Below are 22,527 nucleotides of genomic sequence, written 5' to 3'. Positions count from 1 at the left end.
TCTGCTGACCCGTCCACATACGTCCGTTTTTGCGCATACAGTGCCGATATCGTGGGATGTCCTCACCGGAGGAAGACGGAAATGATCCTCGTGGAACGCAGCGCGCACGTGGCGGCGCCGGTGGAAGTGGTCTGGGACGTGGTGCAGCGGGCCGAGCAGTTGCCGGCCTGGCTGGCCGGGGTCCGTGCGGCCGAGGTCCTCTCGGGGGAGGGCTTCGGTCGGCGGCAGCTGGTCCAGGCCGGACGCGGTGCCGCGCATGAGGCCGAGGTGATCGCCTACCAGGAGCCGACTCTGATCGGCTGGCGCGAACGCGCCAAGGGCGCCGGTGCCCGAGCGGAGGCGCGCACCGAGATCTATGTCCAGCTCACCCCGGACGAAGAGGCGGGCGGGACGGTCGTGCGGCTCATCGTCGTACGCTGGCCGGCCGGCCCGGTCAAGGCCGCTCTGCTCCGCCTCGGCCTGCGTCGGGTCGGCGCCGACCTGGAGGACTCGCTGGCCCGGCTGACCGACCTGGCCGCCGTCGGCTGACCGAGGTCGCGTCCTGGCGTCACCCGCGAACGGTGGCGGCCCGGGTGCCCCTACCAGGTGCACCCGGGCCGCCGCTGCTTGGCCCTGCCGACGGCTGTCCCGCCTGCCGGTGTTAGAAGGGGCCCCCTTCAATACACGAGGCGTTAAAAAGGGGCCCTTCCTTTCAAACTGTCAGCTGTCGCCGCCGGTCTCGCCGACCGGGGCGGCGTTGACGTCGTCGATGGCGTACTTCTTGGCCGCCTCGGCGGGTACGTGCGCCGGTACCGTCCCGCGTAGCGCGAGCTGCCGCAGCGTGGCGACCGTGACCGACTCGGCGTCGACGTGGAAGTGCCGGCGCAGCGCGTGCCGGGTGTCCGACAGGCCGAAGCCGTCGGTGCCGAGCGAGGTGTAGTCGCCCGGTACCCAGCGGGAGATCAGGTCCGGCACCGCGCGCATCCAGTCGCTGACCGCGACCTTCGGCCCGTCGGCGTCGGCCAGCTTGCGCTGGATGTACGGCACCCGCGGCTCCGTGCCGGGGTGCATGAGATTGTACTCCTCGCACTCCACCGCGTCGCGGCGCAGTTCGGTCCAGGAGGTCACCGACCAGACGTCGGCGGCGATCCCCCAGTCCTGGGCGAGCAACTGCTGTGCCTTCAGCGCCCACTGCATGCCGGTGCCGGAGGCGAGGATGTTCGCCCGGGGGGCGTCGCCCTCCAGCGTCGGAGCGGGGGAGTAGCGGTAGATCCCCTTGACGATGCCCTCGGCGTCCACGCCCTCCGGCTCCACCGGCTGGTGGATCGGCTCGTTGTAGACGGTGAGGTAGTAGAAGACGTTCTCCTGCTTCTCGCCGTACATGCGGTGCAGGCCGTTCTCCATGATGTGCGCGATCTCGAACGCGAACGCCGGGTCGTACGCGACGACCGCCGGGTTCGTGGCCGCGAGCAGCAGGGAGTGGCCGTCCTCGTGCTGGAGGCCCTCGCCGTTGAGCGTGGTGCGCCCGGCGGTGGCGCCGAGCACGAAGCCGCGGGTCATCTGGTCCGCCGCCGCCCAGAAGCCGTCGCCGGTGCGCTGGAACCCGAACATCGAGTAGAAGATGTACATCGGGATCATCGGCTCGTCGTGGGTGGCGTACGACGAGCCGGCGGCGGTGAACGAGGCGACCGACCCGGCCTCGTTGATCCCCTCGTGCAGGATCTGGCCGACGGTCGACTCCTTGTACGACAGGAACAGCTCCCGGTCGACGGCCGTGTACCGCTGGCCGTGCGGCGAGTAGATCTTGGCGGTCGGGAAGATCGAATCCAGACCGAAGGTGCGCGCCTCGTCCGGAATGATCGGCACCCAGCGCTTGCCGAACTCCTTGTCCTTCATCAGGTCCTTGAGCAGGCGGACGAAGGCCATCGTGGTGGCCACCTTCTGCTTGCCCGAACCGCGCTTGATGTCGGCGAAGCGCTCGCTGCCCGGGATGGCCAGCGACTTCGCGGCGGTCCGCCGGGTGGGCAGGTAACCGCCGAGCTGTTGACGCCGCTCGTGCAGGTACTGCATCTCGTCGGACTTCTCGCCCGGGAGGTAGTACGGCGGCAGGTACGGGTCGTCCTCCAGCGCCGAGTCCGGGATGTCCAGGTAGAGCCGGTCGCGGAAGGTCTTCAGATCCGCCAGCGTCAGCTTCTTCATCTGGTGGGTCGCGTTCCGGCCCTCGAAGTGCGAGCCGAGCGTCCAACCCTTGATCGTCTTGGCCAGGATCACCGTCGGCTGGCCGGCGTGCTCCGTCGCTGCCTTGTAGGCCGCGTAGAGCTTGCGGTAGTCGTGCCCGCCGCGCTTGAGATTCCAGATCTCGTCGTCGGTCAGGCCCTCGACCATCTTGCGGGTGCGCGGGTCCCGGCCGAAGAAGTGCTCCCGGACGTACGCCCCGGACTCCGCCTTGTAGGTCTGGTAGTCGCCGTCCGGCGTGGTGTTCATGAGGTTGACCAGCGCGCCGTCGGTGTCGGCGGCGAGCAGCGGATCCCACTCCCGGCCCCAGACCACCTTGATCACGTTCCAGCCGGCGCCCCGGAAGAACGCCTCCAGCTCCTGCATGACCTTGCCGTTGCCCCGGACCGGTCCGTCCAGCCGCTGGAGGTTGCAGTTGATCACAAAGGTGAGGTTGTCCAGCTCCTCGCGGGCGGCCACCCCGATCGCGCCGAGGGTCTCCGGCTCGTCCATCTCGCCGTCACCGAGGAACGCCCAGACGTGCTGGTCGGAGGTGTCCTTGATGCCTCGGTGCTGCAGGTACCGGTTGAATCGGGCCTGGTAGATGGCGTTCAGCCCGCCCAGCCCCATGGAGACCGTGGGGAACTCCCAGAAGTCCGGCATCAGCCGCGGGTGGGGGTACGACGGAAGCCCGCCGCCCGGGTGCGACAGCTCCTGCCGGAAGCCGTCGAGCTGGTTCTCGCTGAGCCGGCCCTCGAGGAACGCCCGGGCGTACATGCCGGGGGAGGCGTGGCCCTGGTAGAAGATGTGGTCGCCGCCACCCGGGTGGTTCTTGCCCCGGAAGAAGTGGTTGAAGCCGACCTCGTAGAGCGACGCGGAGCTGGCGAAGGTGGAGATGTGTCCACCGACGCCGATCTCCGGGCGCTGCGCGCGGTGCACCAGCATCGCCGCGTTCCACCGCACGTACGCCCGGATCCGGCGCTCGACGTGCTCGTCGCCCGGGAACCAGGGCTCGCGCTCCGGCGGAATGGTGTTGATGTAGTCGGTGGTGGTCAGCGACGGCACCCCGACCTGGCGCTCGCGGGCGCGCTCCAGCAGACGCAGCATGACGTAGCGGGCACGCTTGGTGCCGCGCTCGTCGATGACACCGTCGAGCGACTCGACCCATTCGGTGGTTTCTTCTGGGTCGATGTCGGGAAGCTGGCTCGGCAGGCCGGCGGTGATGACCGGGCGCTTGCGTTCCGTAGCCACAGGCGGTCCCTCGGTTGTGTGTGGGATAGGTCTCTAGCGCCATCCTGCCCCGTCCTGGCACTCGTCGTCACCTCCACCCGACCGAAGGGCGACGCGCGACACAGGTACCCACCAGTAACTTTGCGCTACCTCGGCCTGGAAAGGCGGGTGGGTGTGACTGGGGAGGGATGGGACAGAATGTGTCGTATGCGCAGCGAGGTGATCACCGTCCGAACCGGTTCCCGGCCGACCGTCCGGGACATCACGAGCGAGGCGGAGCGGTTCGTCTCCGGGCAGGGCGACGGCCTGCTGCACGTGTTCGTGCCGCACGCCACCGCCGGGGTGGCCATCATCGAGACCGGCTCCGGCTCGGATGAGGACCTGCTCACCGCGCTGGACGACCTGCTGCCCGCCGACGACCGGTGGCGGCACCGGCACGGCGCGCCGGGGCACGGCCGCGACCACGTGCTGCCCGCCTTCGTCCCCCCGTACGCGATGCTGCCGGTGCTGGGCGGTCGCCTGGCGCTCGGCACCTGGCAGTCGATCTGCCTGGTCGACACCAACGGAGACAACCCCACCCGCGAGGTGCGCTTCTCCTTCCTCCCCGGCTGACCCCCGCCGCGGCGGCCAACCTATGTTGATCATGAGGTTAGCGGCAGTGTGGAGATCAACCACTGCCGCTAACCTCATGATCAACGCTGGAGTGGTGGGCGGGGTGATCCTGTACGGGTGGTTCGTGTTCGAGTGGGCGAGGTGTGCTCCGGTCGGTAATGCTGTCGGACGTGACCACCCCGCAGGATCTCGACGACCGGCTCCGGGAGTCGCTGGCCGCGCTGCCCGAACCGCGACACCGCGCCGACCCGACGCACCCGGTGGCCGAGGGCGTCGCACTGACCGGCGCCCAACTCTTGGCCCTCTTCGACGCCCAGGTCACCAGTCGGCAGCTCGACCTCGCCGGCCACTGGCTGCGCAGCTTCGGCGAGGGCTACCACACCATCGGCTCGGCCGGCCACGAGGGCAACGCCGCGCTCGCGGCGGCCCTGCGCCCCACCGACCCCGCGTTGCTGCACTACCGCTCCGGCGCCTTCTACTGCGTACGCGCCGCCCAGGCCGCCGGCCTGCGGTTCGACACCGAAGCCCAACTTCCTGCCGGCGAGGCCACCCCGTCCGGCTCAACCGACCCAGCTGGCTCACCCGGCGCTGCCGCTTCGGCTGGTCTGGCTGGCGCGGTCGGCGCCGACCCGGGTGATGCCGCCATCGACCGGGCCGCCGTCGGCGGCGGCGCCCCGCCCGACGGTGCCACCTCCGATGCCGAGGTCGACCGGGTCGCGCCCACGCCCGCCCCGGACGGCGAAGCCGCCGCGAGCGCGGACAAGGATCCGGCCTCCGCATCGCCCGTGGCCTCCGCACCGCCTGCGGTCGCCGCGTCGGCGGCCCCCGCACCGCTCGCGGGCGCCGGTCCGGTGACCGAGACCGTGTCCGGGCGCGACGACGAGGCGGGGCCCGGTACGCGGATGGGCTCGGTGCGGCGACCGGTGATTCCGGCGTACGCCGAGGCGGCGCGGGACGTGCTGCGCGGGATGGTCGCCTCCACGCAGGAGCCGATCGCCGGTGGCCGGCACAAGATCTTCGGGCGGGTCGATCTCGCCGTGGTGCCGACCACCTCGACCGTCGCCTCGCACCTGCCCCGCGCGGTCGGGATGGGGCTCGCCGTGGAACGGTTGCGCCGGCTCGACGCCCGGCGCCCGCCGATCCGGCCCGACGCGGCGGTGCCGCCGGCGCCCTGGGCACCGGACGCGATCGTGGTCTGCTCGTTCGGCGACGCCTCGATCAACCACGCCAGCGCCACCGCCGCCTTCAACACCGCCGGCTGGTACGACCACACCGGACTGCGTATCCCGGTGCTCTTCGTCTGCGAGGACAACGGCCTGGGTGTCAGCGTCCGTTCGCCGCAGGGCTGGGTGGCGACCGCGCTGCGCTCGAAGCCCGGCATCCGGTACTTCGCCGCCGACGGCGCCGACCTGGTCGGGGCGTACCAGGCGGCGGTCGAGGCGGCCGCCTGGGTACGCCGGCACCGGCGCCCGGCCGTGCTGCACATGAGCACGGTCCGGCTGATGGGACATGTCGGCGCGGACGCCGAGAGCGCGTACCGCAGCGCCGAGGAACTCGCCGCCGACCTGGCCGCCGACCCGGTGGTCGCCACCGCGCGCCGGCTGGTCGATGCGGGCCTGGCCAGCGGCGCGGAGCTGCTCGACCGGTACGACGAGATCGGCTGGCAGGTCCGCCGGATCGCCGAGCAGGTGCTCGACGAACCGAAGCTGACCAGCCCGGCAGAGGTGATCGCCCCGCTGGCGCCGCGCCGGCCGGCCCGGGTGGCCCGGGCGGTGGCCGACGCCGGTGCTCGGGCCGCGGGGGCGGACGCGGCGGCCCGGGTCGAGGCGTTCGGCGGCAAGCCCCCCGAACTGGCCGGCCCGCTCACGCTCGCGCAGAGCATCAACGCCGCGCTCACCGACGGACTGCTCGACCATCCGCTGCTGGCCGTCTTCGGCGAGGACGTCGCCGCCAAGGGCGGGGTGTACGGGGTGACCAAGGGCCTGCGGGAGCGGTTCGGCCCGGCTCGGGTTTTCGACACGCTGCTCGACGAGACGTCGATCCTCGGCCTCGGTCTCGGCGCGGGGCTGGCCGGCATGCTGCCGGTACCGGAGATCCAGTACCTGGCGTACCTGCACGGCGCCGAGGACCAGTTGCGCGGCGAGGCGGCGAGCATCGGGTTCTTCTCGCAGGGCGCCCTGCGTAACCCGATGGTCGTCCGGGTGCCGGGCCTGGCGTACCAGGAGGGCTTCGGGGGGCACTTCCAGAACGAGAACTCGGTGGCCGTACTCCGGGACGTGCCCGGCCTGGTGATCGCCGTGCCGGCCCGTCCGGACGACGCGGCGGCGATGCTGCGGACCTGCCTGGCGAGCGCGACGGTGGACGGCAGCGTCTGTGTGTTCCTGGAACCGATCGGGCTCTACCACACCCGTGATCTCTACCACGACGGCGACGGAGAATGGCTGGCCGGCTATCTCGAGCCGGGGGCCTGGGCGAGCGGGCACGTACCCGTCGGCCGAGCCCGGGTGTACGGCGTCGGCTCCGCCGAGGAGTTGACGATCGTGACCTTCGGTAACGGCGTACGGATGTCGCTGCGGGCTGCGTCGAGGCTGGCCGCCGAGGGCATCGGGTGCCGGGTGGTCGACCTGCGCTGGCTCGCGCCACTGCCGGTGGCCGACCTCATCCGGGAGGCCGCCGCGACCGGCCGGGTGCTGGTGGTGGACGAGACGCGGCGCTCCGGCGGGGTCGGCGAAGGGGTGATCGCCGCCCTGGCCGATGCCGGATATGTCGGCGCCGTACGTCGAGTGGCCGCAGTTGACTCTTTTGTGCCGTTAGGTCCGGCTGCCCGTCAGGTCCTGGTGTCCGAGGAAGCCATCACCCAGGGTGCCCGTACGCTGCTGGCACGGTAAATTTCGTTCCACCCGGTGCGCCACTTGCGCAGGAGGGCGCAACTGTGTGGACTTTGCCTGACGGCGTCGACCCGGCGCCGTGAACATGAACTTGCCACAGGATGAGGAGGCACGCGACAGTGAGCGCGACCGCTGGTCAGGCTGCTGACGGGGTACGCAGCCTGGCGGACCGGTTCGGCATTGAGCCGGGGATGGTCGTCATGGAGATGGGCTACGACGACGACGTCGACCAGGATCTCCGGGACGCCCTGACCGACCGTTGTGGAGAGCTGGTCGACGAGGACACCGACGAGGTGGTCGACGCGGTGCTGATGTGGTACCGGGACGGCGACGGTGATCTCTTCGAGCTTCTCGTGGACGCCCTCGGCCCGCTGGCCGACAACGGGGTCGTGTGGTTGTTGACGCCCAAGGCCGGCCGTGAGGGCCACGTCGAGCCGAGCGAGATCGCCGAGTCGGCTCCCACCGCCGGCCTCCAGCAGACCTCGACGGTGAACGCCGGCAAGGACTGGAGCGGTGCCCGTCTCGTACTGCGTCGGGGCGCCAAGGGCAAGAAGTGACCCGGTGGACGCTGTGACAGGCTGACGCCATCCCGACCCGATCCCGAGGAGTGCACATGCCGATCGAGGTTGGCGCCGAGGCGCCCGACTTCGTGCTGAAGGACCAGAACAACCAGGAGGTCCGGCTCGCCGACTTCCGCGGCCGCCGTGCCGTCCTGCTGGTCTTCTATCCGCTGGCCTTCACCGGCGTCTGTCAGGGCGAGCTGTGCGAGGTGCGGGACAACCTCGACGAGTACGTCAACGACGACGTCCAGGTGCTGACCGTCAGCGTCGACTCGGTCTACGCCCACAAGATCTGGGCGGACCGGGAGGGCTACCAGTTCCCGTTGCTGTCCGACTTCTGGCCGCACGGGGCCGTCGCCCAGGCGTACGGGGTCTTCAACGACGTCGCCGGCATCGCCAACCGGGGCACCTTCGTCATCGACAAGGCCGGCATCGTCCGCTTCGCCGAGATGAACATGCCGGGCGAACCCCGCGATCAGCAGGGCTGGCGCAAGGCCCTGGCGGAGGCCGCCGCCTGACCCGCCGCCAACCGATGTGAGGCGTCCGGCCGGGCCGGTGGGCGGCAGGGTAAGCTGCCAACCGCCGGTCCGCCGTACGGCGTTTCCGGGCGCGTAGCTCAGTGGGAGAGCACTCGCCTTACAAGCGAGGGGTCGCAGGTTCGAAACCTGCCGCGCCCACCATCCACCACCAGCACCGACGACGGCCCGGAGATCAAATTCCGGGCCGGGCCGTGACAGCAACGCGGTCACGAGACCGGTCGTCGAGCTTGCCGAGCGCGGGCTCAGTCTGCTGCTGGCCACCGTGACGACACTGTCGGTGGGAGCTGATTGACTAGCCGAATGTTCGAAACTCCCGACGAGCTCCACAGCCTCCAAGTCCTGCTCGACACGTCTTTGGCTGGCTCCAGCAGCCACCTCAAATCGATCATCCGGCCAGGTGAAAGCACCTTGGACGCCGAGCAGGTTGTCCGAGTCTGCCAAGGCATGTGCACCCTGGCCATCGCCACAGTCACCCGGCGCGGTGAGCCACGCATCAGCGGCGCCGACGGGCACCTCCTGCACGGCCGTTGGATCGTCGGCACCCACCGCCAGGCCGCTAAAGCCCGTCATCTCGCGGCGCGGCCCGGCATCAGCGCGACATTCATGCGCGGCGAGCAGCTCGGCATTTTCACGCATGGACACGCCGTTCCGCTGAACCCCGAGGGGACGAGCAGCGACCCGACTTGGCCGACCGTCCGCGACTACCTCGTCAACCACTACGACGGCGACGGCGACGATCCGTTCTGGGACGAGAACGTGTGGTATCGCATCGACCCCAGCTGGATGGTTGCCTACAGCGCCGACCCCGTCGAGCTGCTCGACCAACAACCGTCAGTCTGAAGAGAGCTCGCGCGGGTCCATCTCAGGCCGTCACTCCGGGGCCAGTCGAGGTTGACATGTCATGCAGGGAGCGGAACCCCACCCCGGCCCGGCGCAGGTCCCCGACCAGAGTGATCAGGTCATGAAGCGAGCGGGCCAGCCGATCCAGGGCGGGCACCACCAGGGTGTCACCGGGACGCAGGTAGGCCATGCAGGCTTTCAGCTCGGGGCGCTGGGCGTCCTTGCCGGTCCGCCCGGTTCCCGGGTCGGTTCACCGGCCCGAGTGGCGTTAAAGGCCGCGTTCCAGTCGACCGGCCGCGGCTTGGGTGGCTGTCGACAGCAACGGTGACAGCAATGGGCTGGGACGAGGACAGCCGCCGGCCGCCGGGCGTGGACAGTCGCCCGAGGTCGCGGACGCGGGCGGACCCCGCCGCACGAAGCGCCCAGAACTTACAAGCGAGGGGCCGCAGGTTCGAAACCTGCCGCGCCCACCAGTACGAACGACGGCCCGGAGATCAGTTTCCGGGCCGGGCCGTGACAGCAACGCGGTCACGAGAGCCGGCCGCCGGCGGGTCGCGATCCGTGGGTGGTGGCGCTAGGCCATCCCGCCTGCCGTCGACCCGGGCGAGCCGAGCAGACCGCCGCCCGACCCGCCAGCGTCCGAACCTGTGTCAAGGTCCGCTTGCCGTGGCGGGCCGGTCGGCGGCCCGCTCCCCGGTGGGCGGGTCGACGGCAGCGGGATGGCTTCAATAGTGGATCGAGGTCGAACCGCTCTATCCGAGTCTGGAACAGGTCGAACCGGTCACAAACTACCCGATCAACGAAGTTGACACGGCGCCACTGCTTCAGGGATGACAATGGTGGGGGCGAAGGGTGTCCGGCGTCTTGGTGAAAGTCACACCACAGTTCGATGCAGTAAGTGAATGTTCAACTCTTCTTGCTCTTAAGAAGCATTCTTCGGTGGAGATTGACTTTAATCATTCGTCCGTGGTGACCTGCTAGGAGGCTCGGAAATGAACGAGACGGCGAGCTGGCACGACAGTTATGACGTGGTAGTGGTGGGCTCAGGCACCGGCCTGATGGGTGCCATCACCGCAGCGCGAAGAGGTCTTCGAGCCCTGGTGGTGGAAAAGGGCGCCTACTTCGGCGGTTCGACGGCAATGTCGGGCGGCGGCATGTGGATGCCGAACAACAGGTTGTTGCAGAATGCAGGCGTCCAGGACACGAAGGAACGGGTACTGACCTACCTGGACACGCTCGTCGGGGACACCGCTCCGCGCGCACGCCGAGAAGCGTTCGTCGAGCACGCTCCGGAGGTTGTCGACGAGCTGCTCGCGGCCACTCCGCTGAAGCTCGGCCACATGACCGAGTATGCGGACTACTTCGCGGACCTCGAAGGAGGGTCGGCGATCGGGCGGTCGGTCGAATCGGCGCCGTTTGACATCAACACCCTCGGTGCTGAGGACGCCGCCCGCATCCGCACCAGCGGCGCCATCGCCGCGCCGGTACCGATGCCCATCACCTCCAAGGACTTCAGGTTGATGAATCTGATGGCCCGTCGACCCCTGCAGGCTTTCCCGACGATCTTCAAGCGGGTACTGCAAGGCGTCGGCGGCAAGCTGTTGAAGAAGGACATGGCCGCAGGTGGCCGAGCTCTCGGTGCGGGGCTGATCGCCGGCGCGCGTCGGGCAGGAGTGGGCATCTGGCTGAACAGCCCGCTCAAGGAGCTGGTCGTCGAGGACGGGAGGGTGACGGGCGTCGTCGTGGAGAAGGATGGTGAGCGCATGCGGGTGGCGGCCAAGGGCGGCGTCATCCTCGCCATCGGAGGCTTCGACCACGCCGGGGAGCAGCGCCGCAAGTACCAGTCGCAGGCACTCACCGAAGACTGGAGCTTCGGCAACCCCGACAACACCGGTGACCTGTTCGCGATCGCCGAGCAGGTGGGCGCGGGCCTCGATCTCCTGGACCAGGCGTGGTGGTTCCCATCGATTTCGCCGCTGACACCTGGGGCTGATCCGATCTTCATGCTGTCGGAGCGGTCGCTGCCGGGGTCGATGATCGTCGACTCCACCGGGCACCGGTTCTTCAACGAGGCCACCGACTACATGACGGCCGGCCGGGCCATGCTCGGCCTCGACGACGGCAAGGGCGACCACCTGCCGATCTGGTTGATCTTCGACCAGACGCACCGGAACCGCTACCTGTTCGCCGGCTCAGTGATGCCCAGGATGCCGATGCCGAAGATCTTCTACGAATCAGGTGTGGTGGTGAAGGCGAAGTCGATCGCCGAGCTGAGCCGCAAGATCGGGGTGCCTGGGCTGGTCGACGGCGCCGCGCACTTCAACGTGCTCGCGTCGCAGGGCCAGGACGACGACTTCAAGCGTGGCCTGGGGCACTACGACCGCTACTACGGCGACTCCACAAACACGCCGAACCCGAACCTGGGCACAATCACCAAGGCGCCCTTCTACGCGGTGAAGACGGTGCCGGCTGACCTGGGCACGTGTGGCGGCATCACCGCCGACGAGTGGGGCCGCGCGCTGCACGAGGACGGTTCACCGATCGATGGGCTCTACGCGGTGGGCAACGCCGCCGCGAACGCCTTCGGCACGTTCTATCCCGGGCCGGGTGCGACCCTCGGGCAGGGTTTGGTGTTCGCTTACCTGGCGGCCAAGCACGCTGGCGAGCGAGCACGGAGCTCGGAGCGGGCTCGGCCAGATGCTCAGTTCTGACGCCCATCGGCGGCATGCGACTCTGTCGAATTGGTGCATGGCTTCAATGGCCGAGTCGGACAATAAGGCCATGCAGACAAGGCGGGTGTGAGGAGCAATCATGGCGCGCAAGAAAAACCAAAGCGTCCGACAAACATGGATCCTTGCCTTCGGAGCGGGGGCGCTGACCGGGGCGGCGGGCGCGCTGACGCTGCGACGTCGCAGACGGATGGCATCGCAGAGTATGCCGCCCATGTGAGCGACACGGCCTTCACGCAACCGGACCGGCGTTTCGACGAACCCTCTCAGGGCTCGGTGAAGGCACCAGAATGGAACTTTCCTCCGAGGCGTTAAAGCGCCGTTACCTCGCGGAGCGCACTGCCCGCTTGGCGCATTGCGCCAATCCGTGCCAGCACCTGCTTGACAGCGGATCTAGGAAGCGTGCCCATGGCCGGGGCCAGTGGGCGCAGACATCAACGCGTGCCAGAGCCGTTGGTATTCGGCTGGTTCGCCGATCGCGGCCCGGTGCTGTGGGTGGTCGACGTAGTGCCGGATCGTGTCGGCGATGAACCAGGGGTGGACGTTGTCGATGCGCAGCCGCCGCCGACCCAGCGGAAGGATGCCGCGGCGGCGTACCAGGTCCGGTTGCGCGTACGCCAGGGCCAGGGTGGAGGCCCTGACTGCGGGCTGGAAAGGGCGGCCGGGTGCCAGGGCCTCCCAGGGCACCATCAAGGAGCCGGTGAAGTCGCGTTGACGGACACCGTCCGGTCGCAGCTCGACTGAAAAACCGCGCCAGCCGCCGGCAACGTTCACACCGACGCCGACCAGGAGCAGGATCGGCAACACGAGGAACGGGCCGCCGACGATTTCGCCAAGGTCGGTAGTCCCCAGCCACTGCGAGGCCGAGAAGATGAACGCCGCGGCCAGGTAGACCTGAAACGCGCTCGGTTCGGTGGCGAACGCCCGAGACTCGGGCTTGACCAGAAAGGCCGTCGGCCGTGGGGGAAGCAGGGCGAGGATGGCCAGCGACAACGCCAGCAGCACGGCGAGGAGGGTCGCGGTGCTCATGATCGAGTTCAGTGGATATGGCAGCCGGCGGCCCACGGCCAGGACCACGGCCAGGACAAGCGCAACGGTGAGGATCGGCCGCCGGTATCGGACCGTCACGGCGGAGATCGCGGCCAACATGCCACGAGCGTAGTCGAACTCATCCACACCCTTGACTGCCCGGCCCTCGGTGTGGCCTGACCGATGATTTCTCCGCGCCGTGCTGGTCTGTACGCCGAGTACCGACTTACGGAAGGCTGACCCCATGCGAAAGCTGACCTTTGGCATGAACCTGAGCCTGGACGGCTACATTGCCGCGCCCGGCGACGACCTCGGCTGGGGCGTGCCGAGCGACGAGCTGTTCCAGTGGTGGTCCGACCGGGTGAGGGCGACAGGCGTGGCGCTGTACGGGCGTAAACTGTGGGAGGCGATGAGCTCCCACTGGCCGACCGCCGATCAGCAGCCGGGTGCCACACCGGCGGAGATCGAGTTCGCCCGCCGCTGGCGGGACATGCCGAAGGTGGTGTTCTCCTCGACGACCAGCACGGTCGACTGGAACACCCGCCTGGTCACCGGCGACGCGGCCACCGAGATCACCCGGCTCAAGGCCGAGGAGGGCGGCCCCATGGATATCGGCGGCGCCACACTCGCCGCAGTGGCCATGCGGGACGGGCTGATCGACGAGTACGCGATCGTCACCCTCCGGTCCTGGTAGGTGGCGGCACGCCGTTCTTCGCGGCCCTGGACAACTGGGTGAACCTGACCCTGGTGGAGACCCGGGCGTTCCCTGGCGGCGTGCTCCTGACCAGGTACGAGACCAGGCGCTGAGCACCCCGACCCCCATCCGGTGGCCCGGCGTACCGTGGATCCCGCCATCGGGCCGGCACGCGTCTGGAAGCCCCTGTCGTTTTCGTCCAAGACCGCCGCCGCGGCCCTGATCTAGCGTGGGCCCGACAGCCCGTCCGAGCATGAGGAGAGAGCACGATGCGCAATCTGGTCTACACCGGCTTCATGTCGCTCGACGGCGTCGTGGACTCGCCCGGCGGCGGGCCAACGGAGGAGCACCGCAGCGGCGGGTGGGTGTTCAAGGACCTGGAGTTCGTCCCGGAAGCCTGGTCGCTGAAGGGCGAGGAGCTCACCGACACGACGGCCCTGATGTTCGGCCGCCGCAGCTACGAGGCGTTCGCGCCGGTCTGGCCCGGTTCGGAGGACCACGCCGCCTACAAGGAGCTGCCCAAGTACGTGGTGTCGACCACGCTCTCTGACGACGCCCTCGTCGACGGGTGGGGGCCGACGACGATCCTGCGTTCGACCGAGGACATCGCCGCGCTCAAGGAGAGCGAGGGCGGTGCGATCTTCATCCACGGGAGCGCGGAGCTGGCCCGGCGGCTGTCGGATGCGGACCTGATCGACCAGTACAACCTGCTCGTCTTCCCTGTGCTGCTCGGCGCCGGGAAGAGCCTGTTCGGCCGGGCCGACCGGGACAAGCACCTGCTGACGCTGCGGGAGTCGGAGAGCTACTCGAACGGGATCCTGAAGCTGGTCTACGACGTCAAGCGCTGATCCAGGTCGAGGGCGATCGCGCCGCCGGCGCCCTCGCGCAACTGCCTGGCGGTACGCCCGACGTAGGAGCGCAGTGCCCGGGCCAGGTGCGGCTCGTCGAAGTAGTCGAGCTTGGCAACGACGTCGGCGGACGGTTCGCCGGCTGCCAGCAGCTCCGCTGCCGTGCGGGCCCGCTCGATCTGCCGGACCGCGCCCTGCGTGAGGCCGGTCGCGGCCCGGAACCGACGTTCGACGGTACGCCCCGAGACGTCCGGGCGGTGCCCCCGCAGCACCTCGGCGACGAGCGGGTCACGGACCACGGTTCCGGCCCGGACGAGACTGTCGACCAGGGCCTCGGCGTCGTCGGGGCCGGGTGTCTCCCAGCGCGCGCCGTCCAGCCGGAACGCCCGACGCGTGGTGTCGGGGAGCCCGATGCCGCCGTCGACCAGCACCGGCGTGGGCACGGCCCGCAACGAGGTGCCCACGGCGAACTCGATGCCGGTGAAGGTCGCGCCCACCGGCACCGGCACCGTGGCGGTCCGGGTCTCGGGGCCGGTGATGCCGGCGTACGCCCGGCCAGCCTGCTCCCAGAACACCAGGCCCCAATGCACCCCCGCGACGGACGTCATCGCAGTGACCTGCTCGCTCGTGCAGGTCCACACGATGTCGATCCACGGCGAGTCGGACCGACGCACCTCGAACCGCAGTCTCACCCGGTGCCGCCAGCGGCCGGGGTAGCGGAAATCTCCAGCAGCGCGCCGAGCTGCTGGAGCGCTTGCGGTTTCACCCGGTACCACACCCAGGTGCCGCGGCGCTCCGAGTCGACCAGGCCAGCCTCGCGCAGCACCTTGAGGTGGGGGAGATGGTGGGCCCGGACAGGTCGAACGCCGGGGTCAGATCACAGACGCAGATTTCGGCCACGGACGCGATCATCGACATCAGCCGTAGCCGTACCGGGTCACCGAGAGCCTTGAACATCGGTGCGACCACCGCTGCCTGATCGGCGTCCATCGGGCGGACCGCGATCGGGGCGCAGCAGGCGACCGCGTTGAGGTCCACCACCGGCAGCGCTTGTTTCGACATTGTTCTAGGTTGACAGGCCTCGAAACAGGGTGCAACAGCGGGTCCGCTGCTTCGAAATCCATCTAGGCAAGGGCATCGAAGCTCACCAACCGCATCCGTTGAACCATCCGGAGGAGATGATGTCCCGCGTCCAGCTCGCCCTGCGCGTGTCCGACCTGCACCGATGACGTCGACGCCGCGGCCAAGCGCCTCACCGAATCCGGCCAGCCGGCCGCCAGCGGAACCCCAGCACGTTGCTGTTGATCCCGCCGGCCACCAACCGACCTCGCCGGGACTAGCGGCGGGCGAAGCGGGTGAGGGTGACTCCGTTGGGGAAGGCGGTGCGTTCGGCGACGTCGAAGACGGTGGGGTCGAAGGCGCCGTCGAAGGCCGGGATGCCGGCGCCGACGACCACTGGATAGCTCTTGATCAGCAGTTCGTCGATCTCGGGCAGGAGGGTGCCCGCGAGCTTGCCGCCGCCGCAGAGCCAGATGTCCAGTTCTGCGGTCTCCTCCTGTTTGAGCTCGCGGACGAGGGTGAGTGGGTCGTGCGGTACGACGGTGACCGCCGGGTCGGTGTCGGGCTTGAGGCTGCTGGACACCACGTACTGGCGCAGGTGCGTGTACGGGCTGGTGATTCCGGCGTCGAGCGCCGGGCGGTAGGTGCCACGACCCATGACGACGGTGTCGAAGCGCCGGTTGGCCGCATCGGTGAGCCCGACGGCGGCACGCATGGCGGTCGGGACGGTCTCGGGGTAGAGCGTGTTGGTCCAGGAGGAGTAGGCGGCGGCCTGCTGCTCGTCGCCGAGGGGGAAGAAGTCGTATTCGCCGCCGGGGCCGGCGATGTGGCCGTCGAGGGTGACGGCGACGTAGTACACGAGCTTTCGCACTCTGATTACTCCAAGCGTAGTACTCTGTTCGAAGTGGTCTGAAGGTACTACTACGCTTGGAGTGGTGTCAAATGGTGAGACGGAACGACCAGCGCCGTGCGGCCCTCGTCGATGCCGCCATCGAGGTGCTGGCCAGGGACGGAGCGCGGGGCCTGACGTTCCGTGCGGTGGACACCGAGGCCGCAGTGCCCGTGGGCACCGCCTCCAACTACTTCACCAGCCGCCACGACCTGCTCACCCAGGCCGGCGCCCGTGTCTACGAGCGGCTCCAGCCCGACGAGGCCACCATCGCGCGCCAGCGGGCGGCCGGCCGCGACCGGGAGACCTACGCGGGGCTGATGCGGGAACTCGTCGGCCGCGTCGCTTCCTTCCGTACCGGCTACCTCGCGCTCCTCGAACTCCGCCTGGAGGCCACCCGTCGTCCCGAACTACGCGAGGTCCTCACCGAGCGGGTACGTGCCGACGTCGAGGCCAACGTCGCCTACCACGAGGCCTCCGGCCTGCCCGGCGACGCCACGGATGTGAAGCTGCTCTACCTGGCCCTGAACTGGCTGATCGTCGAACAACTCACCCTGCCGGACGTCTTCACCGAGGACGAGCGAGAACGGCTGGTGACGGCCGTGGTCGAACGCATCGTGACGGCGCAATAGACACGCGACGCCGAAGTCGTGGGCGAGGACGCACCAGGCCCGAGCCCCGTGGGCCCGGGCCTGGTGCGTACTCCGGAGATCAACCGGTGGAGAGGGCGGCGATCGGAGCGCGGGTTGGCTGGGGTGCTCCGGTGGGTGGCCGGTGGCGGAGCAGGCGCATGGCGTTGACGATCACGACGAGGACGGAGTCGGGAAGCCCGTCGGCCGCGACACCGGCCGCCGCGGCTGCGTCCAGAACCGGCCGGGCCAGGGGGTGTTCGGAGCCCGCTTCGGCCAGGGCCGCCCAGCGCAGGACCTCCGTACGATCCCTGGTCGCATCCGGCTGACCGACTCGGTCGCGGCCCCCGTCATCGCGGCCAGATCCTCCCGGGTCAAGGGCACGTCCAGCAGGGTCCCGCCCTCCCACGGCCGGCGTACGCGCGGGCAATGCCGGTCCACCTGTGCCAGGTCGTCCGAATCCAGGTCCGCGAACATGGGCACCCGCCCCAGCATGCGTAGGCGCATATCGGGGGAACACAGATGCGGATCGGGGGTCGGGTTCGTCAACGGGTTCCGACGCCGCTCGGACATACCGGTCCCTCCCCACGTCGGCAGCAAGATCGTACGATCCGTCCAGGATAGGCAGGTCCGGCGCGCGACCAGGGCCAGCCAGCCCTCCGACGCGTACGGGCCTCCGGGTGGGATCGGTGGGCGGCCAGACGGGAGGGGCGGCGGGTGAGTTATGCGGAGGTCAACGGTGTCCGGCTGTGGCACGAGACGCACGGTTCGGGGCGGCCGCTGGTGCTGCTGCACGGCGGTTTCGGCGCGGTCGAGACGTTCGCCGCGATCCGGCCCGCGCTCGCCGATCGGCGGCGGGTGATCGGCGTCGACCTTCAGGGCCACGGGCGCACCGCCGACGTCGACCGGCCGCTGCGGTACGAGTCGATGGCCGACGACGTCGCCGCGCTGATCGTCCGCCTTGGCCTGGCCGAGGTCGACGTGCTGGGCTTCTCCCTCGGCGGCGGGGTGGCCCTGCGGCTGGCGATCCAGCACCGGGAACTGCTGCGCAGGCTGGTGGTGGTCTCCGCGCCGTGCCGGCGGCAGGGCTGGTTTCCGGAGGTGCTCGCCGGGATGCCCGAGCCCGACGAGGCGGCCGGCGAGCGGATGCGGGGCATCCCGTCGCATCAGCTCCACCAGCGCCTCGCGCTTCGCCCGCAGGACTGGCCGAGACTCTGGGCCAAGACCGGCGAGCTGCTGCGCCGCGAGTACGACTGGTCGGCGGAGGTGGCCGCCATGACCACGCCCACCATGCTGGTCTACGCCGACGCCGACTCGGTGCGCCCGGCGCACATGGTGGAGTTCTTCGGCCTGCTCGGCGGCGGGCACCGGGATGCCGGCTGGGACGGCACCGACCGCCCCGGTGCCCGGCTGGCCGTGCTGCCCGGCCTCACCCACTACGACATCGTCGACTCGCCGATCCTCCCCGCAACGGTGCTCCCCTTCCTGACCCACCCCTCCACCCCACCCACCTGACCCCCACGACAACCCTGTTGATCATGAGGTTAGCGGCACTTTGAAGATCAACAACTGCCGCTAACCTCATGATCAACGCTGGAGTGGGTGGAGTGGGGTGGGGTGGGTGGATGGGGTGGGGGTCAGGATGGCAGGCGCTCGGTCAGCCAATTGAGCACCGCCTCGGACTGGGCCCGCTGGAAGGCCCGGACGGTGGGGATGCCGGGCGGCGGTGGACGGCGGGCCCGGTCGGTGAAGAAGCCGGCCAGGCCGGCGTAGAGACCGGTGATCGCTTCCGGGTCGACGTCCGCGATGACCGGCAGCCGGCGCAGCAGGGCCTCGGTGTCATGACCACCGTGCAGGCGTACGTCCACCAGCAGCATCGCGGTGTCCAGCCAGGCGGGTCCACGGGACGCCCACGGCCAGTCGACCACGGTGACCCGGCCGGCCGCGTCGACCAGCAGGTTGTCGGCGCGGACGTCGACGTGGCAGAGGGTGTCGCCGGTCAGCGCGGTGAGGCCGTGCTCCGCCGCCGCGACGAGGTCGTCCAGGTGCGCCCGAGCCCACGGGTCCAGGTTGGGCGGTGGGTCCTCGGCGATCAGACGCCAGCCGGCGAAATCCTCGGCCAGGTGCGCGGCGATGGTTGGTACCTCCGGCACCGGCGTGGGGGTCAACGCCGCGGCCATCGACTCCAGTGCCGCCAGCACGGCGGCCAACTCGTCGGCCCGCCACGGGGTGGCCGGGTGCCGCCCGTCGACGTCGGTGAGGACCAGGGCCACCCAGTAACCGTCGTCGTGGCAACCGAGCAGCCGGGGGGTCGGTGCGTACGCCGGCAGCGCGGCGGTGATGCGCGCCTCGGCGCGGTGCATCACCGGGGTGTCCGGGTTCTGCGCCGGGCTGGCCGCCTTGACGAAGGCCCGCCGGCCACCGGCGGTGCGGACCCGGTCGGCGGTGCCGGGGGAGTAGCCGCCCGGCTGCGACACGGCCGCCACCACCCGGTCGCCGAGGATCTCCTCGACGGCGAACCGGACATGCCGGGGCAGTTGCCCCCAGCGGAGCCGATTCTTCGTACCCACCTGCACACCGTCCACGGTGCCGGCACCGGCGGCCCACGGCAACCCGGTTCCTGCCCGGACGTCTGGCCCCGGAGCACCCGGACACCGTCCAGGACAGCTCCGGCGCGGCCGGGCGGAGGAGTGTTCCCGGTCGCAACGGGGAAGCACCGGGCGGACGCACCTGGGGAGGAGCGACGGATGACGCGTGCCGGACTGACCATCGGCGTGCTCGGTTCGTACGGTGGGCGCAACCTCGGCGACGAGGCCATCCTCACCGGACTGCTGACCGACCTGCGGCAGCAGGAGCCGACCGGGCGGATCATCGTCTTCTCCCGCAACCCGGAGCACACCCGGCAGGCGCACCCGGATGTGGAGGCGGTGCCGTGGGAGGGGGTCAGCCGCAGCGACTCCGCTGTCGTACTGTCTCAGCTGGATCTGCTCATCCTCGGCGGCGGCGGCATCCTCTACGACAAGGAGGCGCGCCGTTACCTGCGGGTGGTCCGCGTCGCGCAGGAGCGTGGCCTGCCGCTGCTGACGTACGCGGTCGGCGTCGGGCCGCTCAGCGATGTGGTGGACACCGGCATGGTCCGGGAGACCCTCGGCGAAGCCACCGAGGTGACCGTACGCGACCAGGAGTCGCGGATGGTGCTGGAGGAGGCCGGTCTGCTCAACCCGATCACCGTCACCGCCGACCCGGCGTTCCTGCTGAAACCGGAGGAGTTTCCGGCGAGCATGCTGCGCGAGGAGGGCGTGCCGGACGGCAAACGGCTGGTGGGGATGAGCGTGCGGGAGCCGGGGCGGGCCGCCGAACGGCTCGACGTGGACGCCTATCACCGGCTGCTGGCCCAGATCGGCGACTTCCTGGTGCACCGGATCGACGCCCACGTGCTGTTCGTGCCGATGGAGCGCGACGACATCCGGCACTCGCACGGCGTGCTGTCGCACATGATCGCGGCGGAGCGGGGGCGGATCCTGCACGGCACCTACTCGCCGCAGCAGGTGTTGGGGCTGATGAGCCACTTCGACCTGGCGGTCGGCATGCGGCTGCACTTCCTGATCTTCGCCGCGATGATGGGTACGCCGTTCCTGCCCCTGCCGTACGCCGGAAAGGTCTTCGACCTGGCCCAGCGGCTGGGGGTGCCGGCGCTGCGCGGCGTGGAGCGGGAGGTGGAGGGCCCGCTGCTGGCCGAGGTGGACCAGTTGTGGGACGAGCGCGACCAGCGGGCGGAGCACACCGCGCAGCGGGTGGCGCAGGTCTGCGAGGAGGCCCGGGGCACGTCGCGGGTCATCGGGGCGGTGCTGGAGAGCCTACGCAGCCGTCCCCTGGCCGAGGCCGGCTCCTGACCGGGGCTGACCGACCGGCCGGGGAGCGCCCGCGCTCAGGCCGTCGGCCGGGGAGGGTCTCGCTCAGCCCGCCGACCCGCGCCAGCAGTAGCGCCAGCGCTGCGGTTCGGTCTCGACCGATTCCAACTCGTAGATGTCCGCCTCGGCCAGGCCGGCCGGACCCAGATGGTGGTGGGTCAGCGGGGGCCGCCCGTTCGGGTCCAGTTCGACGGTGATCGTCTCGCCGTCGGCCGCGCCGCCCACCAGGGGGATCTCAACCGTTGATGCCATGCGCCCATCCTGCCGCGCCCGCCGCCGTCGCGCAGCGGATGTAGCGGGGCAGCGTCGCCGGCTCGGCGCGCCTATCCTCACGCACATGGCGGAGATCTCGATCGATCAGACGCTCGGCCCGGTGGTCAACCGGGTGGCGGACGAACGAAACGTCCTCGAATCCTTCCTCGATTTCCACCGGGCGATGCTCCTGCGCAAGGTGCGCGACCTTTCCGACGCCGACGCGGCCCGCCGCCTGGTGCCGTCGGCCACCACGCTCGCCGGGCTGGTCAAGCACCTCACCGTGGTCGAGCGGAGTTGGTTCCACATCCTGCTCGACCCGGCCCCGGGCGAGGCGTTCCCCACCACCGAGCAGGCGGCGCTGGCCAGCTTCACCCTGACCGGGAGCGACACGGTGGAGAGCCTGGCTGCCGACTACGAGCGCGTCTGCGCCCGCTCCCGGGAGGTCGCCGCGCGCTTCGACCTCGATCACGTGGTGCCGCATCCGCAGCTCGGCGAGGTGTCGCTGCGCTGGATCCTGGTGCACCTGGTCGAGGAGACCGCCCGGCACGTCGGGCACGCCGACATCCTGCGCGAACTCACCGACGGCGCGACCGGCTCCGTCTGAAGCGGCACCGGGCGCCGCCGGCCAGGGTGTCGGCAGCGGCGGGCCGTAGGCGCGGTCCCGGGTCGGGTGGACGAGCGCACCGCTCCCACCGGCATCCTGATCCGGGAGCCGCAGTGGGTCGGCTCCCGGTCGAACGTCAGGGCCGGGGCAGCAGGCCGGGCGGGTACTCCATGCCGTCGTGGGTGCAGGCCGCCGCGGCGACCCGGGCGGCGTACCCGGCGGCCTCCCGCCAGGTCGCTCCGCGCAGCCGGGCCGCGATGATCCCGGCGGCGAACGCGTCGCCGGCCCCATTGGTGTCGACCACCGGGCCGGGCGGCGTGGCCGCCGGCACCCGGCTGACCTCTCCACCGAGGTGCAGGTCCGCGCCGTCGCCGCCGCGGGTCACCAGCACGGGCCGCGGCGCCAGCGCGGCAGCCGCCGCGCCCGCCCGGTCGCCCAGGGCAGCGCCGCTGACCAGCACCAGCTCGGCGAGGTCGGCGAAGGGGCGATGGTACGCATTCTCTCCGTCCCAGTCGTGCAGGTCGGTGGAGGTGCCCACCCCCTCGCCCAGCACGTCGCGAAGGGCGGGCAGCAGCTCCCGGACCCAACCCATGATCGACAGGTGGACGTGGGTGGCGTCGTGGGCAAGCGCCGCCAGTTGGGCGGCCGGGAACGGCGCGGGCCCCCCGGCCCGGGGGTCGTACAGCGACATCCGGCGGCCGGCCGGGTCGACCAGGTTCACCGATCGCCGGGTGCCGGCCGGGTCCTCGGCCAGCACGGCGGTGATCCCGGTGCGGCCCAGCGCGGCCCGGACCACGTCACCGGCCGGGTCCGCGCCGATCGCGTCGACCACCGCCACTCGCAGCCCGAGCGCGTGCGCGGCGAGCACCACACCGGCGCCGGTGTTGCCGATCCGCAGGTCGATCGGTTCGACGGTGACGGAGTCGACCACCGGTAGCGGCAGACCGGGTACCCGTACCCGCACGTCCACCCCGAGGCCGCCGATCACCAACAGGTCGTACATGGCGCCGACGGTAGC

21 protein-coding genes, 1 tRNA gene and 2 pseudogenes are annotated in these 22,527 nt (G+C 70.3%); 15 read left to right on the top strand and 9 right to left on the bottom strand.

The window, feature by feature from the left end; genetic code table 11:
- Nucleotides 1–81: 81 nt before the first annotated feature.
- Nucleotides 82–528 (top strand): SRPBCC family protein, encoded by a 447-nt coding sequence (locus IEY61_RS18720; protein WP_189046112.1) that lies wholly within the window; start codon nucleotides 82–84, stop codon nucleotides 526–528.
- A gap of 171 nt (nucleotides 529–699) precedes the next feature.
- Here IEY61_RS18720 and aceE read toward each other — a convergent pair whose 3' ends face one another.
- Nucleotides 700–3,444 carry a pyruvate dehydrogenase (acetyl-transferring), homodimeric type gene (aceE, locus tag IEY61_RS18715; RefSeq protein WP_189046110.1) on the bottom strand — a complete coding sequence of 915 codons (2,745 nt, stop codon included), beginning with the start codon at nucleotides 3,442–3,444 and terminating at the stop codon, nucleotides 700–702.
- A 186-nt stretch (nucleotides 3,445–3,630) separates the two neighbouring features.
- On the opposite strand from aceE, the gene IEY61_RS18710 reads away from it, so the two are divergent.
- From IEY61_RS18710 to IEY61_RS18685, 6 genes are all read left to right on the top strand, one after another.
- Nucleotides 3,631–4,035: a YjbQ family protein gene (locus tag IEY61_RS18710; RefSeq protein WP_189046109.1), complete on the top strand. Its 405-nt coding sequence runs from the start codon at nucleotides 3,631–3,633 to the stop codon at nucleotides 4,033–4,035.
- A gap of 383 nt (nucleotides 4,036–4,418) precedes the next feature.
- Nucleotides 4,419–6,923 carry a transketolase C-terminal domain-containing protein gene (locus IEY61_RS18705; RefSeq protein WP_373293180.1) on the top strand — a complete coding sequence of 835 codons (2,505 nt, stop codon included), beginning with the start codon at nucleotides 4,419–4,421 and terminating at the stop codon, nucleotides 6,921–6,923.
- A gap of 119 nt (nucleotides 6,924–7,042) precedes the next feature.
- Nucleotides 7,043–7,480 carry a DUF3052 domain-containing protein gene (locus IEY61_RS18700; RefSeq protein WP_189046104.1) on the top strand — a complete coding sequence of 146 codons (438 nt, stop codon included), beginning with the start codon at nucleotides 7,043–7,045 and terminating at the stop codon, nucleotides 7,478–7,480.
- A gap of 56 nt (nucleotides 7,481–7,536) precedes the next feature.
- A complete protein-coding gene (locus tag IEY61_RS18695) occupies nucleotides 7,537–8,001 on the top strand; it encodes a peroxiredoxin (protein WP_189046102.1) in 465 nt (154 codons plus the stop codon).
- Between the two features lie 87 nt (nucleotides 8,002–8,088).
- Nucleotides 8,089–8,163, top strand: a tRNA-Val gene (locus IEY61_RS18690).
- A gap of 159 nt (nucleotides 8,164–8,322) precedes the next feature.
- Nucleotides 8,323–8,862 carry a pyridoxamine 5'-phosphate oxidase family protein gene (locus IEY61_RS18685; protein ID WP_189046100.1) on the top strand — a complete coding sequence of 180 codons (540 nt, stop codon included), beginning with the start codon at nucleotides 8,323–8,325 and terminating at the stop codon, nucleotides 8,860–8,862.
- Between the two features lie 22 nt (nucleotides 8,863–8,884).
- Here the strand turns inward: IEY61_RS18685 and IEY61_RS18680 are convergent.
- Nucleotides 8,885–9,085: pseudogene (locus IEY61_RS18680) on the bottom strand (recombinase family protein); the annotation flags it as partial.
- A 769-nt stretch (nucleotides 9,086–9,854) separates the two neighbouring features.
- On the opposite strand from IEY61_RS18680, the gene IEY61_RS18675 reads away from it, so the two are divergent.
- The gene (locus IEY61_RS18675; protein ID WP_189046095.1) at nucleotides 9,855–11,573 is read left to right on the top strand and encodes an FAD-dependent oxidoreductase; all 1,719 of its coding nucleotides are present in this window, start codon (nucleotides 9,855–9,857) and stop codon (nucleotides 11,571–11,573) included.
- Between the two features lie 100 nt (nucleotides 11,574–11,673).
- Nucleotides 11,674–11,811: an LPXTG cell wall anchor domain-containing protein gene (locus IEY61_RS32170; RefSeq protein ID WP_373293176.1), complete on the top strand. Its 138-nt coding sequence runs from the start codon at nucleotides 11,674–11,676 to the stop codon at nucleotides 11,809–11,811.
- A gap of 173 nt (nucleotides 11,812–11,984) precedes the next feature.
- Here the strand turns inward: IEY61_RS32170 and IEY61_RS18670 are convergent, their stop codons facing one another.
- Nucleotides 11,985–12,740 (bottom strand): hypothetical protein, encoded by a 756-nt coding sequence (locus tag IEY61_RS18670; protein ID WP_189046093.1) that lies wholly within the window; start codon nucleotides 12,738–12,740, stop codon nucleotides 11,985–11,987.
- Between the two features lie 124 nt (nucleotides 12,741–12,864).
- Here IEY61_RS18670 and IEY61_RS18665 point away from each other — a divergent pair, with 124 nt between their 5' ends.
- Together IEY61_RS18665 and IEY61_RS18660 are read left to right on the top strand one after the other, a co-directional pair.
- Nucleotides 12,865–13,314, top strand: a complete 450-nt coding sequence (locus tag IEY61_RS18665) for a dihydrofolate reductase family protein (protein ID WP_229706024.1) — start codon at nucleotides 12,865–12,867, stop codon at nucleotides 13,312–13,314.
- 269 nt (nucleotides 13,315–13,583) lie between these two features.
- Nucleotides 13,584–14,162, top strand: a complete 579-nt coding sequence (locus tag IEY61_RS18660) for a dihydrofolate reductase family protein (RefSeq protein ID WP_189046091.1) — start codon at nucleotides 13,584–13,586, stop codon at nucleotides 14,160–14,162.
- Here the strand turns inward: IEY61_RS18660 and IEY61_RS18655 are convergent.
- The 3 genes and pseudogenes from IEY61_RS18655 to IEY61_RS18645 form a co-directional block, all read right to left on the bottom strand.
- Nucleotides 14,144–14,854, bottom strand: a complete 711-nt coding sequence (locus tag IEY61_RS18655) for a helix-turn-helix domain-containing protein (protein WP_189046089.1) — start codon at nucleotides 14,852–14,854, stop codon at nucleotides 14,144–14,146. The genes IEY61_RS18660 and IEY61_RS18655 overlap by 19 nt on opposite strands.
- Nucleotides 14,851–15,224: pseudogene (locus tag IEY61_RS18650) on the bottom strand (ArsR/SmtB family transcription factor). Before IEY61_RS18650 ends, IEY61_RS18655 begins: the two are co-directional and overlap by 4 nt.
- A 274-nt stretch (nucleotides 15,225–15,498) precedes the next feature.
- Nucleotides 15,499–16,092 carry a dihydrofolate reductase family protein gene (locus tag IEY61_RS18645; RefSeq protein WP_189046087.1) on the bottom strand — a complete coding sequence of 198 codons (594 nt, stop codon included), beginning with the start codon at nucleotides 16,090–16,092 and terminating at the stop codon, nucleotides 15,499–15,501.
- A gap of 74 nt (nucleotides 16,093–16,166) precedes the next feature.
- Between IEY61_RS18645 and IEY61_RS18640 the strand changes: the two genes are divergently transcribed.
- Both IEY61_RS18640 and IEY61_RS18635 read left to right on the top strand, forming a co-directional pair.
- Nucleotides 16,167–16,742, top strand: coding sequence for a TetR/AcrR family transcriptional regulator (locus IEY61_RS18640; protein ID WP_229706023.1), 576 nt, complete (start codon nucleotides 16,167–16,169; stop codon nucleotides 16,740–16,742).
- 714 nt (nucleotides 16,743–17,456) lie between these two features.
- Nucleotides 17,457–18,254 carry an alpha/beta fold hydrolase gene (locus IEY61_RS18635; RefSeq protein WP_189046083.1) on the top strand — a complete coding sequence of 266 codons (798 nt, stop codon included), beginning with the start codon at nucleotides 17,457–17,459 and terminating at the stop codon, nucleotides 18,252–18,254.
- Between the two features lie 122 nt (nucleotides 18,255–18,376).
- Here the strand turns inward: IEY61_RS18635 and IEY61_RS18630 are convergent, their stop codons facing one another.
- Nucleotides 18,377–19,315 (bottom strand): phosphotransferase, encoded by a 939-nt coding sequence (locus tag IEY61_RS18630; protein WP_189046081.1) that lies wholly within the window; start codon nucleotides 19,313–19,315, stop codon nucleotides 18,377–18,379.
- Nucleotides 19,316–19,486: 171 nt separating this feature from the next.
- Between IEY61_RS18630 and IEY61_RS18625 the strand changes: the two genes are divergently transcribed.
- Nucleotides 19,487–20,632 carry a polysaccharide pyruvyl transferase family protein gene (locus IEY61_RS18625; protein WP_189046079.1) on the top strand — a complete coding sequence of 382 codons (1,146 nt, stop codon included), beginning with the start codon at nucleotides 19,487–19,489 and terminating at the stop codon, nucleotides 20,630–20,632.
- 63 nt (nucleotides 20,633–20,695) lie between these two features.
- On the opposite strand, the gene IEY61_RS18620 is transcribed toward IEY61_RS18625, so the two are convergent.
- Nucleotides 20,696–20,902: a DUF8847 domain-containing protein gene (locus IEY61_RS18620; RefSeq protein ID WP_189046077.1), complete on the bottom strand. Its 207-nt coding sequence runs from the start codon at nucleotides 20,900–20,902 to the stop codon at nucleotides 20,696–20,698.
- 85 nt (nucleotides 20,903–20,987) lie between these two features.
- Between IEY61_RS18620 and IEY61_RS18615 the strand changes: the two genes are divergently transcribed.
- Nucleotides 20,988–21,509, top strand: coding sequence for a DinB family protein (locus IEY61_RS18615; protein WP_189046075.1), 522 nt, complete (start codon nucleotides 20,988–20,990; stop codon nucleotides 21,507–21,509).
- A 136-nt stretch (nucleotides 21,510–21,645) separates the two neighbouring features.
- On the opposite strand, the gene IEY61_RS18610 is transcribed toward IEY61_RS18615, so the two are convergent.
- A complete protein-coding gene (locus IEY61_RS18610) occupies nucleotides 21,646–22,512 on the bottom strand; it encodes a carbohydrate kinase family protein (RefSeq protein WP_189046072.1) in 867 nt (288 codons plus the stop codon).
- Nucleotides 22,513–22,527 lie beyond the last annotated feature (15 nt).

It is taken from the genome of Micromonospora sonchi (genome assembly GCF_014646235.1).
Lineage (GTDB): Bacteria > Actinomycetota > Actinomycetes > Mycobacteriales > Micromonosporaceae > Micromonospora > Micromonospora sonchi.
Note: the sequence above shows the minus strand (reverse complement) of the source record. Positions and strands in the feature narration are given on the sequence as shown.